Genomic DNA, 14,044 nt, shown 5'->3' on the forward strand with positions numbered 1-14,044 from the left:
CCGCTGTCGTTGCGGGCGCGATGGAACCCGCAGCCCTCTCCCCAACGGAGATGGGCTGTGGCAGCATCGCGGCCGGATCGACTCGCAGCAGCAGGCGGGAACGCGATGGCGGCGCAGCGGCAGAGCTACCAGACCGGCCATGCGCCGAAATGCCTGGTCGTGGTCGACGACAGCGAGGAGTGGGACCGCGCGGTCCGCTATGCCGGCCGCTGGGCGGTCCGTTCCGGCGGCCGTATCGTCATGCTGCACGTCATCGAAACGGAGGACCAGAACCAGCAATGGCTGGGGGTCGCCGATCTGATGCGGGCCGAGGCGCAGGAGCAGGCGCATGCCGAGCTCGACCAGGCCGCGGCGCTGCTGTCGGCGATCGGCGTGACCGCGCCGGAACGGGTGATCCGCGAGGGTGAGCCGACGGCGCAGATCCTGGAGACGATCGAGCACGACAGCGACATCGCGCTGCTGGTGCTCGCCGCCCATTCCGGCCCCGAGGGCCCCGGCCCGCTGGTCACCCATGTCACCAAGACGAGCGGTGCCTTCCCGATCCCGCTGGTGATCGTGCCGGGCGATCTCGGTGACGCCGATCTCGACGCTCTTTCATAGGCTTAGATCGGAAACGCCGGCCATGCCCCCTTGATCGTGCGCGCGTTCGCGCCATCTGCTATGAGGACACCACAGGCCGGCCTTGAACCGGCGCTGCCGGAGAAAACCATGTTCATCCAGACCGAAGCCACCCCCAATCCCGCCACCTTGAAGTTCATCCCGGGCCGCGTCGTGTTGCCCGCGGGCACGATGGAGTTCGGCAGCCGCGACGCCGCCGCACGCTCCCCGCTGGCCGAGCGCCTGTTCGCCGTCGACGGCGTCAGCGGCGTGTTCTACGGCGCCGATTTCATCACCGTCACCAAGAGCGACGGTGAGTGGCAGCACCTCAAGCCGGCGATCCTCGGCGCGATCATGGAGCACTACATGTCGGGCGCGCCGCTGCTCGCCGACGGCAGCGCCGCCAATGACGAATCCGCCGACGAGGACGACGAGTTCTACGACGAGGCCGACACCGAGACGGTCGGCATGATCAAGGACCTGATCGAGAGCCGCGTCCGTCCGGCCGTAGCCAATGACGGCGGCGACATCACCTTCCGCGGCTTCAAGGACGGCATCGTCTATCTCAACATGAAGGGCGCCTGCTCGGGCTGCCCGTCATCGACCGCGACCCTGCAGCACGGCATCCAGAACCTGCTGAAGCACTTCGTGCCCGAGGTGGTTGAAGTCCGGCCGATGTAGGAAGGCAATGGCGAATGGGGTTGGCGAACAGATCTGCGCGCTAATCAGCATTTGCCTCTGCTCACGCTGCGCCGCCGAGGGTGGCGGCCACGGCCGCCCCCACCGCATGCTCGACGGTATCTCGCTCGTCACCGCGCTCGGCGCGCCGACCGGCTTCGCCGGCGCCGCCCAGACTTGCGCCAATCGGTACTTTCGCCGGACCTGTTCGTCGCCCCCCACTGCGCTCGAACTTGACCGAGCGGAATTGGGCGTTTGAGGCTGGTCCGGATGAGGCGGCGACCCCCATGCCATCGGTGCCGAACCCGAGCACCGGCTTGCGAGCGATTGATCGCCTCGACCCGGCCCCCTCGCGCCGGGCATCGCCTTTGCCACCGGGATGGCGCGGCGGCCTGAACGTCGAACCGAACGATCAATCCAACAGCCCGGAAAGATTTGCTTGAATGAGCGCCAATTCAGTAGTTTGCGGTCGTGCGCCGTGATGCGTTTTTCCCGATCAGGATGTAAGAAAGCGGCAACCGACTTTATCGAAGCCCCAAAAAGGTATTCGGCGCTCCTTTCAATGTGAATCTGACCGGATGTTGATCCTCGCCATCGATACTGCCCTCGACCATTGCGCGGCTGCCGTTCTGGACACTGATTCGGCCGCGATGCGCGCCGAGGAAACGCTGCCGATGAAGCGCGGCCACGCCGAGGCGCTGATGCCGCTGATCGCGCGCGTGATGCGCCAGTCGGGCGTCGGCTTCCACGAGCTCGACCGCATCGCGGTGACGACGGGTCCTGGTAGTTTCACCGGGCTGCGCGTCGGCCTCTCCGCCGCGCGCGGCATTGCCTTGGCGGCGCACAAGCCGGTCGTCGGCGTGACCACGCTGTCGGCCTACGCGGCGCCGATCGTCAGCGAGGACCGCGCCAACCCGGTGATCTCGGCGATCGATGCCCGGCACGACCATGTCTACTACCAAGTCGTGAGCGGCAGCGGCGAGGAACTGGTCGCGCCCCAGGTCGCTGCGACAGACGACGTCCTGGCGGCCGCGCGGCTCGGCGCCCCGCACCTCGTCGGCAACGCCGCGGCGCTGCTGGCCGAGCGGTGGCCCAAGGACGCAGCCGCGCCAGTTGCGGTCGACTCGCAAGACGGGCCCGACATCGGCTGGGTCGCCTGGCTCGGCGCGGCCGCCGACCCGGCGCACGCGCCGGCGCGGCCGTTCTATCTGCGCGCGCCCGACGTCAAGCCGCCCGCCGGTGCGGCGCGTCAACCGGCGCAGACGGCCGTCTCGTCATGAACATGTTCTTCCGCTGGCTCGGCAGCCCCAAACCGTTGATCGAAGCGGCCGCGCCGCGCGACGCCGCCAGGCTCGCCCAGATCCACGCCGCCTCGTTTCACCGCGGCTGGGGCGAAGGCGAGTTCGAGGCGATGCTGGCCGAGCGCAACACCATGATCCATCGGCTGCGGCTCGGGCGGAAGCTCATCGGCTTCATCGTCTCGCGAATCGGCGCGGACGAAGCGGAAATATTGTCAGTTGCACTTGACCCAAATCAGCGCGGCCGCGGATTTTCTCGTGATCTGTTGCTGCAGCATCTCGGGCACCTCGCGGGGCGCGGGGTCCGGACGGTCTTTCTCGAAGTGGAGGAAAACAACCAGCCGGCCCGCCGACTCTATGAACGCGCCGGATTTGCGACCGTGGGCCGTCGGGAACGCTATTACCTTCAGCCCGGCGGGGAACAGTTGAATGCGCTTCTGATGCGCCGGGACTTGTCGTAACCTGCGCTTGGTGGCAGAAAGCGCATCCTTGAGGCGAGACACGATGACCTCCTTGAAAACCACGCCAGCGCTCAATTCCACCGGAATCGAGGCCCGCTGTGCCGCCACCGGCATGCGCATGACCGAGCAGCGCCGGGTCATTGCCCGCGTGCTCGCGGAAGCCTGCGACCATCCCGACGTCGAGGAGTTGTACCGGCGCTGCGTCGCCGTCGACGACAAGATCTCGATCTCCACGGTCTATCGCACCGTGAAGCTGTTCGAGGATGCCGGCATCATCGAACGCCATGATTTCCGCGAGGGCCGCGCCCGCTACGAGCAGATGCGCGACAGCCATCATGATCATCTGATCAATCTGCGCGACGGCAAGGTGATCGAGTTCACCTCCGAGGAGATCGAGAAGCTGCAGGCCGAGATCGCCCGCAAGCTCGGCTACAAGCTGGTCGATCACCGGCTGGAGCTGTATTGCGTGCCGCTCGACGAAGAGACGAATGGCTGACGCGGCGCCGGCTTCGAACCTCGATCTCGTCATTTTCGATTGCGATGGCGTGCTGGTCGACAGCGAGGTGATCTCCTGTCAGACGCACGCCGACGTGCTCAGCCTGTGCGGCTATCCGATCACGACCGAGCAGGTGTTCGCGCGGTTCCTGGGCCGCTCCCTGAAACAGGCGAAGCTCGAGGTCGAGGCCGAGCTCGGTCGTTCCCTGCCCGACGATTTCAACCCGAAACTGCAGGATCGCCTGTTCCGCGCCTTCGAGCAGGACCTCGCGGCCATCGACGGGATCGCGGAGGCGCTCGACACCATCGACGTGCCGGTGTGCGTCGCCTCCTCCGGCTCGCACCAGCGCATGCGCGTCAGCCTTGGCGCCACCCGGCTCTACGATCGCCTCGCCCCGCACATCTTCTCATCCTCCCAAGTCGAGAACGGCAAGCCCGCGCCCGATCTGTTCCTGTTCGCGGCAGCGCAGATGAAGGCGCGTCCCGCGGCCTGCGTGGTGGTCGAGGACAGCACGGCCGGTATCCGGGGCGGTGTCGCGGCCGGCATGACAGTGCTCGGGTTTCACGGCGGCAGCCACTGCCGGCCCGGGCACGCCGACGACCTGCGAGCGGCCGGCGCCACCGTGGTTTTCGACGACATGCGGCAGTTGCCGGCGATTCTGAGCCGGCTGGCCGAGAAAAAGCCCGCGATCGCTGGATTTTCGGCCCCCTAGCCTATATCTGAGCGCGGCGCCGAATTGGGCGCGCCTCCGACTGCATGCAAGGGTTCATGACGCCGCCGCGCAAGCTGCACATCAAGTCCTATGGCTGCCAGATGAATGTCTACGATGCCCAGCGCATGGTGGACACGCTGGGGCCTGAGGGCTTCGTCGAGACCGCCGAGGCCGGCGACGCCGATCTCGTGATCCTCAACACCTGCCACATCCGCGAAAAGGCCTCCGAGAAGGTCTATTCGGAGCTCGGGCGGCTGCGGGTCGCGAAGGAGGACGCCGCGCGGGCCGGCCGGACGATGCAGATCGCCGTGGCCGGCTGCGTGGCGCAAGCGGAAGGCGAGGAGATCATCGCCCGCGCCCCCACCGTCGACGTCGTGGTCGGCCCGCAGAGCTACCACCATCTGCCGCAGCTCCTGGCCCAGGCCCGCCGCGGCGAGCGGGCGATCGAGACCGAATTCCCGGCCCAGGACAAGTTCGGCTTCCTGGCGAAGCCCAGCCGCGAGGCGATCCGCGCCCGCGGCGTCTCGGCCTTCGTGACCGTGCAGGAAGGCTGCGACAAGTTCTGCACCTTCTGCGTGGTGCCGTATACGCGCGGCAGCGAGATGTCGCGTGCGGTGACACGCATCGTCGACGACGTGACGCAGCTCGTCGACAATGGCGTTCGCGAGATCACCCTGATCGGCCAGAACGTCAACGCCTATCACGGCGAAGGCCCTGACGGCCGGCCCTGGACGCTGGGGCGGCTGCTCCATGGGATCGCCGAGATTCCGGGCGTGGCGCGGATCCGCTACTCGACCAGCCATCCCAACGACGTCGACGACAGCCTGATCGCGGCGCATCGCGATCTCGAAGCGGTGATGCCGTTCGTGCATCTGCCGGTTCAGTCGGGATCTGACCGCATCCTGAACGCCATGAACCGCAAACACACGGCGACTGACTATCGCAAAGTCGTCGACCGTTTTCGCGCCGCCCGTCACGACATTGCATTCTCTTCGGATTTCATCGTCGGGTTCCCGGGCGAGACCGAGGAAGATTTTCGCGCCACCCTCGCCCTGATCGACCAAATCGGCTACGCTGCGGCGTATTCGTTCAAGTATTCGCCGCGCCCGGGAACTCCGGCAGCGGACATGCCGGAGATGGTGTCAGCGACCGAGATGGACGAGCGATTGGAGCGCCTCCAGAGCTTGATCGACAGCCAGCAAGCAGCCTTCAACAAGGCCGCGATCGGCCAGGTCGTCGACGTGTTGTTCGAGCGGCCAGCGCGCAAGCCCGGGCAACTGGTCGGACGGACCGCGTATCTGCAACCGGCCCACGTCATGGCGTCCGACGACATCATCGGCCAGGTTCTGCCGGTGCGGATCGACAGTCTCGAACGCTACAGCCTGCTCGGCGAGCTCGTCACGGCCGCGCCGGCAGTGATCTCCCCCACGCCCCTCGTGTCCATCGGAGGCTGAGCACTTGCCCAAGAGCGCATCGGATCCGTCTTCCCTCGCTCCCAGCCGCAAGTACGACCGCGACATGTCCATGCCCCCCGAGACCCAGGTCGTCATCGATTTCGACGACAACCGTGCCGCCTCCGCCCTGGTTGGGCCTTACGGCCAGAATCTGGCCCTGGTCGAACGACGGCTCGGCGTCGTCGTCGATTCCCGCGGCAACCACATCACCATCGGCGGAACACGCGACGGCTGCGATGCCGCGCGGCGCGTGCTCGAATCGCTCTATGCGCAGGCCGTGAAGGGCCACGATCTGGCGCAGGGCGACGTCGAGGGCGCGATCCGCGCCGTGGTGGCGCAGGGCTCGCTGTTCGAGTTCGACGCCAAGAACGCCAAGAACGCGTTCGAGAGCATCAACCTGCGCAAGCGCCCGGTGCGCGCCCGCACCGCCGCGCAGGATTCCTACATCCGCGCGCTGAAGCGGCACGAGCTCGTGTTCGGCATCGGCCCGGCCGGCACCGGCAAGACCTGGCTTGCGGTCGCGCATGCCGCGCAGCTCTTCGAGCGGAAGGAAGTCGACCGCATCATCCTCTCACGCCCGGCGGTCGAAGCCGGCGAGCGGCTCGGCTTCCTGCCTGGCGACCTCCGTGAGAAGGTCGATCCCTATCTGCGCCCGATCTACGACGCGCTGTACGATCTGATGGACGCGCGCATCGTCGAGCGCGCGCTGCAGGCCGGCGAGATCGAGATCGCGCCGCTCGCCTTCATGCGCGGGCGCACCTTGACCAACGCCGCGATCATCCTCGACGAGGCGCAGAACACCACATCGATGCAGATGAAGATGTTCCTCACGCGTCTCGGCGAGAACAGCCGCATGATCATCACCGGCGATCCCTCGCAGGTCGATCTGCCGAACGGCCAGACCTCCGGACTCGCCGAAGCCGCGCGCCTGCTCGACGGTGTCGAGGGGATCGCACAGGTCCGGTTCACCGGCGAGGATGTCATCCGCCACGAATTGGTGGCGCGCATCGTCGCCGCCTATGAGGGGCCGAAAGCCCGCTGACGCGAGAGCAAGCACGCCGATGGTCGCGTCGTTCCAGCGCCATCCGCACAGATATCGACCAGGATGCCACAAAGTCCCATTCCAACGACCGAGGTGATCGTCGCAGCCGATTGCTGGCAGGACCAGCCTGACGCCGAGGACGTCATACAACGCGCCATTCTCGCCGCGGCCGAGACGGTCGATGCCGATGTCGGCGACGCCGAGATCGCCGTCATGCTGACGGACGACCAGGGCATCCGCACCCTGAACAGCAATTGGCGCGGCATCGACAAGCCCACCAACGTGCTGTCGTTTCCGGCGCTGCAGCCGACCGGACCGCGCGGCGAGGATGATGCCCCGCGCATGCTCGGCGACATCGCCATCGCCTATGAGACGATGCGGCGCGAGGCCGACGACGAACAGAAGCCGTTCGAGCATCATCTCAGCCATCTCACCGTGCACGGCTTCCTGCATCTGATCGGCTACGATCACGAGACCGATGACGAGGCCGAGGAGATGGAGGCGCTGGAGACCGAGATCCTGGCCCATCTCGGCATCCCCGATCCCTATGCCGATCGGGAACGGATGAACTGACCATGGCCGATTCCGAGCCCATCCATGACAATCCGCGCCAGACGCGCAATCTGCCGGCCGTGGTGCCGCCGGCCGAGCTCGGCCGCTCGCCGGGCGAGAACTGGCTGTTTCGCGCGCTGCGCAACCTGTTCGGCTGGAAAGGCGGCGGCTCGGTTCGCGACGACCTGCAGGTCGTGCTCGATGCCTCGACGCCCGATGACATCGGCTTCTCCGCGGTCGAGCGCACGCTCCTGCGCAACATCCTCGATTTGCACGAGCGGCGCATCGCCGACGTGATGGTGCATCGTGCCGACATCGTCGCCGTCCGGCGCGACATCACGCTCGGCGAACTGATGAGCCTGTTCGAGAGCGCATCGCATTCGCGCCTCGTCGTCTACAACGACACGCTCGACGACCCCGAAGGCATGGTGCACATCCGCGACCTGCTTGCCTTCACCACGGCGCAGGCCCGGGTCTCCGACGAGGTGAAGGCGCGGCGCAAGAAGCCGCTGCCCGCCGGCCTCGATCTCAAGGCCGTCGATCTGTCGATGCCGCTGTTCGAGGCCAATATCATCCGCAAGCTGCTCTACGTGCCGCCGTCGATGCGCGCGATCGACCTGCTGGCGCAAATGCAGGCCTCGCGCATCCACCTGGCGCTGGTCGTCGACGAATATGGCGGCACCGACGGGCTGGTCTCCATCGAGGACATCGTCGAGCAGATCGTCGGCGAGATCGACGACGAGCACGACAGCGACGAGCCGCCGGCGATCGTGCGGCAGGCCGACAACGCCTTCATCGCGGACGCCCGCGCCAGCCTCGACGACGTACGCCGGGTGATCGGCGAGGAGTTCGTGACGGGAGAGGCGGGCGAAGGGGTGGAGACGCTCGGCGGCTATCTCGTCAACCATGTCGGCCGGCTGCCGGTGCGCGGCGAGCTGATCTCCGGCCCCGGCAATTTCGAGGTCGAGGTGCTCGATGCCGATCCGCGCCGGGTCAAGCGCCTGCGCATCGCGCCGCGCAAGGAACGCCCGACGCCCCGCCCGCAGCGCGAAAGCCGGCGTCGAGACGTTGCGCCGGAAGTGACCCCGGCGGACACGGACGTCCCGGCCGAGCCGCCGCCGACAGAGGCCGGCCCTGCGCCGGTCCACGACGATAGCAGCCCGCCACGGGGCGATGGAGCCAGCTCACAGTGATCCGCCCATCGACGATTCGCGGCCTCGCCATTGGCGTTGTCCTGGCCTGGGGCTGGAAGCGTGCGGCGATCGCGCTCGCCGCCGGCGCGCTCTCCTCGCTCGCGATGGCCCCGTTCAACGCCTGGCCGGTGCTTGCGATCACCTTCCCGGTTCTGGTCTGGCTGATCGATGGCGCCGCGGCGGGACGGCGGCGCGGCATCCCGGCTGCCGCCTTCACCGGCTTCTGCTTCGGCATGGGCTATTTCGTCCCCGGCCTTTACTGGATCGGCAACGCGTTCCTGGTCGATGCCGACACCTTCGCCTGGCTGATGCCGTTCGCCGTGCTGGGCCTGCCGGCCTATCTCGCGCTGTTTCCGGCCCTAGGCTTCGCCTTGGCCCGGTTGATCTGGACGCGTGATGCAACCCGCATCCTGGCGCTCGCCGTCTGCCTGACCGCGAGCGAATGGCTGCGCGGCCACGCGCTCACCGGCTTCCCCTGGGACACGTTCGGCTATGCCCTGTCGCAGCCGCTCGCGCTGGCGCAGACGGCCTCGCTGATCGGGATCTGGGGCATGACGTTCCTGGCGATCGCGATCTTTGCCAGCCCCGCGGTGCTGATCGACGGCAAGACATGGCGTGAGCGCTGGCGGGCGCCGGCCGCGGCCGCCGCCCTGCTCGTGATGATGGGCGTGTTCGGCGCCATCCGGCTCGGCCTGCATCCGACGGCCTTCGTCGCCGACCTCAAGTTGCGGATCATGCAGCCGAACCTGCAGCAGGACGTGAAGTTCAACTATGGCGCCAAGGCCGATGTCATGCGCCGCTATCTGGCGCTGTCGGACCGCGCCTCCGGCCCGAACGCCACCGGCGTCCGGGACACCAACGTCCTGATCTGGCCGGAATCGGCGTTCCCGTTCTTCCTGACCCGCGAGGCGGACGCGATGGGCCAGATCGCCGACCTGCTGTCGCCGGGCACGGTGCTGATCACCGGTTCGGTCCGCGCCCCCGACGCGCCTCGCAACACCCCCATCACCCGGGCCTACAATTCGATCTACGTGATCGATCACGACGGCACCGTGCTGTCGGTCTACGACAAGCTGCATCTGGTCCCGTTCGGCGAGTTCCTGCCGTTCCAGAATCTGCTGGAGCGGATCGGGCTCGAGCAACTCACGCGGGTGCAGGGCGGCTTCATCCCCGGCACGGCGCGACGCAACCTGGACGTGCCACACGCTCCGCGTGTTCTTCCCTTGATCTGCTACGAGGCGATCTTTCCGAGTGACAGCGTGCCGACCGAAGAACGACCGGGCTGGATCGTCAACTTGACGAACGATGGCTGGTTCGGCATTTCGACTGGGCCTCATCAGCATCTACAGCAAGCGCAGTGGCGCGCGATCGAGCAAGGACTTCCATTAGTTCGATCTGCGAACACCGGCATCTCCGCAGTGATCGATCCCGTCGGCCGTATCGTTAAGCAATTGCCTCTCGGCGCAGAGGGCGTGCTGGATTCCGCGCTGCCTGTTGCGTTGCAGCCGACAGCCTATGCAAGGCTCGGCGACATTCCGGTTGCGATCCTGTTAGTGATCGCCCTGAGCACCGTCGTTCGCAGACGTGTTGCTCAAAAGCTTCCCTGACGACAGCAAGATCTCGATTCTTTCCGGGTCCGTAAGATTTTTTTTGACAAGCAAAACCCCAAGTGTTGACAGATAGCTGCTGCAATTCGCATTCTCGCGCGGCAGCATGAGCCGTCCAGTTCGTTGCTCGGCCGTCTTCGTTAGTACGACATGCGAACATAAATTGACGGTGTGAGCGCCTGAGGCATACTGCGACCGCCTCGTTCCGAGGCCCATTCTAAGGAGTTGAGAGATGTCGACGAAAGCGCCCAACCCTGTTGACAAGCATGTCGGCAGCCGGGTGCGGATGCGCCGTATCATGTTGGGCATGAGCCAGGAAAAACTTGGCGAGGCTCTCGGACTCACGTTCCAGCAGATACAGAAGTACGAAAAAGGCACCAATCGAGTCGGCGCCAGCCGGATTCAGCAGATCTCGGAGGTTCTGCAGGTCCCGGTCTCCTTCCTGTTCGAAGGGGTCCCGAGTGGCGGGACCAACGGTGAAGCTTTCGGCGAAGGCGCTTCGCCCGCCTATGTGTCTGATTTCCTGGCAACCTCCGAAGGACTGGCGTTGACCCGCGCATTCACGCGGATCCACGATTCGAAGCTTCGTCGCAGCATCGTCGACCTGGTCGAGCAGATCGCTGATCGTGAAGCTCCGGAAGAAGGCTAGCTGATGCGCCGGCGCTGACATTCCTATCGTGATCACTCTCATAGGAATGTCAGCGCCCTCGGGGGGCCATCAGCGGGGCACGTTTGCGGACGACGCGCTGGGCACGCTGCGTTCCGCCAGACGAATGAGCCGATAGACAGGTTGGATCACGACCAATAGAGCGCGATGGCTCCCCTTCGGGAAAGGCTATCGCGCTCTAAATCTTTTTATGCACATGTGGCCTGGAACTCCGGCGTCCCAGCCGCCAACCCGCCCAGCGACGCGCCAAGCGCGTCCACCGCCTGCTACCACTTCGTAACCATCGAGAACGATTTACAAAGCTCATGACCGCCAGCAGCAGCCCGTTCGATAGTCGCACAATTCTCGAAGGCATCCGCCAATGGGTCGAGATCGAGACCCCGACCGAGGCGCCTGATCAGGTCAACAAGCTGGCTTCCCTTGTCGCGGATGGCTATCGCGGGCTCGATGCCACGATCGAACGGATCGCCGGACGCGACGGCTGCGGCGACCACCTCGTCGCACGGTCGTCGTGGGGACAGGACGAGCCGGGCATCCTGGTCCTGAGCCATCTCGACACGGTACATCCGATCGGGTTCATCGCGCGGCTGCCGTTCGCAGTCGACGGCGACGTTGCGTACGGTCCCGGGATCTACGACATGAAGGGCGGCGCCTATCTCGCCTTTCACGCCTTTCGTCAGCTCTGCGCAGAGGGTCAAAAATCGCCCCTCGGCATTACTCATTTGTTCGTCTCGGATGAAGAGATCGGCAGCCCGACCTCGCGCGCGCTGATCGAGGAGGAAGGCCGCAAGGCCAAATACGTCCTCGTCACCGAGCCGGCGCGCGACGGCGGCAAGATCGTGACCGGACGCAAGGGCGTGGCGCGGTTCGACGTGGCAATCCGCGGCGTGCCCGCGCACGCCGGCGCGCGTCCACAGGATGGACGCAGTGCGATCCGCGAACTCGCCAACGTCATCCATGCGCTCGAAGCGCTCAACGACCCCGCCCGCGGCATCACCGTGAATGTCGGCGTCGTGCGTGGGGGCACCCGTCCCAACGTGATCGCTGAGGAAGCTTATGCCGAGGTCGATGCACGGCTGCCGACGCCTGCCGATGCCGAGGAAATCCTGCCCAAGATCCTAGGGCTGACCTCGCGCAGCGATGGCGTCACGGTCGAAGTGAGCGGCGAGGTGAACCGGCCGCCTTACGTCAAGGGCAACGCCGGCGCCGCCCTGTTCGAGCATGCGAAATCCCTGGCCGACGAGATCGGCTTCGAGCTGGTCGACACCTATACCGGAGGCGGTTCCGACGGCAATTTCACCGCACCGTTCACGGCGACGCTCGATGGGCTCGGCGTCGATGGCAAGGGCGCGCATACGCATTACGAGCAGATGTACATCTCCTCGATCGAGCCGCGGACAAGGCTGCTCTACCGTCTCTATCAAACCCTGCGATGAGCCCCGCGATCAACATGCCCGTCGACGACGATCACACCGGCACCGAGGCCCTGCACGGTCAGGGCTCGTTCTTCGGCCGGCGCAAGGGCCACAAGCTGCGGGCGCATCAGGCCGGCCTGGTCGACAACCTGCTGCCGCACCTCGCGCTCGATCTCGCCGCGCCCGCGGAAGCCGTGCTGCCCACGCTGTACGATCCGCCGGTCGACGCGCTGCGGCTGGAGATCGGGTTTGGCGGCGGCGAGCATCTTGCCGCCGAAGCGAAGGCGTGTCCGACCACCGGCTTCATCGGCTGCGAGCCCTATGTCAACGGCATGGCCAAGATCCTGTCGGCCATCGAGGCCGACAACATCGGCAATATCAGGCTGGTGGCGGGCGACGCCGCCGAGCTGTTGGCCTGGCTGCCGCCGCAGTCGCTGCAGCGGATCGACCTGATCCATCCCGATCCCTGGCCGAAGCGGCGGCACTGGAAGCGGCGTTTCGTGCAGGATGCGACGATCGCAGCGATGGCGCGCGTCCTAAAGCCCGGCGGCGAGTTCCGCTTCGTCAGCGACATCGCCGACTATTGCGCCTGGACGCTGTGGCATCTGCTGCGTTCGCCGGAGTTCGCCTGGACGGCCGAGCGCGCCGACGACTGGCATCTGCCCTGGCCGGGCTACACCATGACGCGCTACGGGCGGAAGGCCACGCGCGAAGGCCGCGTCGCCAACTATCTGATCTTCAGCCGGCGCTGACCGCTGCGCCGGCGAGGTCACTCAGTGTCGTGTCTTCCAGAACGCGACGACGCGTTCGGCGGTCGATGGCAGCAGGCGCGCGTAGTTGACCCTGATCGCATCGATATCGCGCTGCGCCGGCACGCGTTTCGGTCCGAGGCGCAGCAGGATCAGTGAGTGCACGGTGCGCCAATCGAGCCCGATCATGCGCCCCAGGATCAGCAGCGGATCGTGACGATCGCCCGACACCAGTCGGTCGAGCGTCGCGATCTTCAATCCCGTCATTGCGGCGAGCGCCGCGATGACCTCCTCGTATTTGTGCTCGGATGCGAAGCCGAACAACGCCGACTGGTCCAAGGCACCGGCTTCATACAGCGACAGGATGGTCCGCTGCGCCGGCACGAAATCGCGCGTGCTATGCGCTGTACGCGCCGCATCGGCGAGTTCGGCGAGAGCCTGCCTGATCCTCGCCTGCTTGTCCGGCGGCACGACATCGAACAGCCGCCGCCTGATGACATCGAGCGAGCCGGCCAGCAGTTGTTTCAGATGATCGTCGGAAACATCTGCGCGCCGGCCGACCGTGAGCGTCAGCACGCCGTCTGAACTCGCGCGGTGGATCAGCGCGGCATAGCCGCGCGGGGAAAACGCTGCGCCATCATTGGCAGCGGCCCGCCGCACCACGTCGCGATCGCCACGGCGCACCAGCACATCGGTCGTATCGGCCGATAGGCGCGTCCGCTCTGCCATCGCGAGCAAATGACCCTGGCTCTTGTCGCGCGCAATAGCGATGAGCACGGGATCGTCGAGCACGAGCGAACGGCGCAACAGCGGCCCCGCCACCGCGACCTCGTCGTCGCGCGCCAGCCGGCTGACGACGGCACGGGGCGCCTTGAGGAGCCGCGACAACCGCTCCGCCAGATCGATCCGCGTCGGCAGATCCGCGAACGGGACCAGATCGATCAGGAGACCGTCGAACAGATTGATGTGCTCGGGACGCAGCTTCGTCGCATCCTCGAAGAACAGGTCGGCGATGCGGCGCGTGGCCTCGAGGCCGCGTTCAGCATTGCCCTGCCTGACGATCCCGCCGAGGCCGGGGATCAGCGCGGTTGCCGGGGTCATGACGTCTACTCGATACGCAACG

At 66.3% G+C, this 14,044-nt stretch carries 15 protein-coding genes; 14 read left to right on the plus strand and 1 reads right to left on the minus strand.

What is annotated here, in order from left to right; all coding sequences use genetic code 11:
- Nucleotides 1-105: 105 nt before the first annotated feature.
- From ACQR0W_RS09065 to ACQR0W_RS09130, 14 genes are all read left to right on the plus strand, one after another.
- Nucleotides 106-600, plus strand: a complete 495-nt coding sequence (locus ACQR0W_RS09065; protein WP_315716941.1) for a universal stress protein — start codon at nt 106-108, stop codon at nt 598-600.
- Nucleotides 601-708: 108 nt separating this feature from the next.
- Nucleotides 709-1,278, plus strand: coding sequence for a NifU family protein (locus ACQR0W_RS09070; protein WP_315716940.1), 570 nt, complete (start codon nt 709-711; stop codon nt 1,276-1,278).
- A 575-nt stretch (nt 1,279-1,853) separates the two neighbouring features.
- Nucleotides 1,854-2,555 (plus strand): tRNA (adenosine(37)-N6)-threonylcarbamoyltransferase complex dimerization subunit type 1 TsaB, encoded by a 702-nt coding sequence (gene tsaB, locus ACQR0W_RS09075; RefSeq protein ID WP_315716939.1) that lies wholly within the window; start codon nt 1,854-1,856, stop codon nt 2,553-2,555.
- Nucleotides 2,552-3,034: a ribosomal protein S18-alanine N-acetyltransferase gene (gene rimI, locus ACQR0W_RS09080; protein ID WP_316166350.1), complete on the plus strand. Its 483-nt coding sequence runs from the start codon at nt 2,552-2,554 to the stop codon at nt 3,032-3,034. The genes tsaB and rimI overlap by 4 nt, the downstream gene beginning before the upstream one ends.
- Before the next feature lie 43 nt (nt 3,035-3,077).
- Entirely contained in the window at nt 3,078-3,530 is a 453-nt protein-coding gene (locus ACQR0W_RS09085) for a Fur family transcriptional regulator (protein ID WP_315716937.1), read from the plus strand.
- Complete coding sequence (locus ACQR0W_RS09090) at nt 3,523-4,242, plus strand: HAD family hydrolase (RefSeq protein WP_315716936.1); 720 nt, start codon at nt 3,523-3,525, stop codon at nt 4,240-4,242. The genes ACQR0W_RS09085 and ACQR0W_RS09090 overlap by 8 nt, the downstream gene beginning before the upstream one ends.
- A 56-nt stretch (nt 4,243-4,298) precedes the next feature.
- On the plus strand, nt 4,299-5,696 hold the full coding sequence (gene miaB / locus ACQR0W_RS09095; protein ID WP_315751787.1) for a tRNA (N6-isopentenyl adenosine(37)-C2)-methylthiotransferase MiaB: 1,398 nt from the start codon (nt 4,299-4,301) through the stop codon (nt 5,694-5,696).
- A 64-nt stretch (nt 5,697-5,760) separates the two neighbouring features.
- Nucleotides 5,761-6,738 carry a PhoH family protein gene (locus tag ACQR0W_RS09100; protein ID WP_315716934.1) on the plus strand — a complete coding sequence of 326 codons (978 nt, stop codon included), beginning with the start codon at nt 5,761-5,763 and terminating at the stop codon, nt 6,736-6,738.
- 63 nt (nt 6,739-6,801) lie between these two features.
- Nucleotides 6,802-7,311 (plus strand): rRNA maturation RNase YbeY, encoded by a 510-nt coding sequence (ybeY, locus tag ACQR0W_RS09105; RefSeq protein WP_316170042.1) that lies wholly within the window; start codon nt 6,802-6,804, stop codon nt 7,309-7,311.
- 2 nt (nt 7,312-7,313) lie between these two features.
- Nucleotides 7,314-8,483: a hemolysin family protein gene (locus ACQR0W_RS09110; protein WP_315716932.1), complete on the plus strand. Its 1,170-nt coding sequence runs from the start codon at nt 7,314-7,316 to the stop codon at nt 8,481-8,483.
- Nucleotides 8,480-10,090, plus strand: a complete 1,611-nt coding sequence (gene lnt, locus ACQR0W_RS09115; protein ID WP_315751784.1) for an apolipoprotein N-acyltransferase — start codon at nt 8,480-8,482, stop codon at nt 10,088-10,090. Before ACQR0W_RS09110 ends, lnt begins: the two co-directional genes overlap by 4 nt.
- A 232-nt stretch (nt 10,091-10,322) precedes the next feature.
- Complete coding sequence (locus ACQR0W_RS09120) at nt 10,323-10,739, plus strand: helix-turn-helix domain-containing protein (RefSeq protein WP_006615449.1); 417 nt, start codon at nt 10,323-10,325, stop codon at nt 10,737-10,739.
- 323 nt (nt 10,740-11,062) lie between these two features.
- Nucleotides 11,063-12,193, plus strand: coding sequence for a M20 family metallopeptidase (locus tag ACQR0W_RS09125; protein WP_315716930.1), 1,131 nt, complete (start codon nt 11,063-11,065; stop codon nt 12,191-12,193).
- Nucleotides 12,190-12,924, plus strand: coding sequence for a tRNA (guanine(46)-N(7))-methyltransferase TrmB (locus tag ACQR0W_RS09130; RefSeq protein WP_316186525.1), 735 nt, complete (start codon nt 12,190-12,192; stop codon nt 12,922-12,924). The genes ACQR0W_RS09125 and ACQR0W_RS09130 overlap by 4 nt, the downstream gene beginning before the upstream one ends.
- A gap of 21 nt (nt 12,925-12,945) precedes the next feature.
- On the opposite strand, the gene ACQR0W_RS09135 is transcribed toward ACQR0W_RS09130, so the two are convergent.
- A complete protein-coding gene (locus tag ACQR0W_RS09135) occupies nt 12,946-14,022 on the minus strand; it encodes a DUF2336 domain-containing protein (RefSeq protein ID WP_316186524.1) in 1,077 nt (358 codons plus the stop codon).
- Nucleotides 14,023-14,044 lie beyond the last annotated feature (22 nt).

Origin of the sequence: Bradyrhizobium sp. HKCCYLRH1034 (genome assembly GCF_051168375.1) — a bacterium.
Taxonomy (GTDB): Bacteria; Pseudomonadota; Alphaproteobacteria; order Rhizobiales; family Xanthobacteraceae; genus Bradyrhizobium.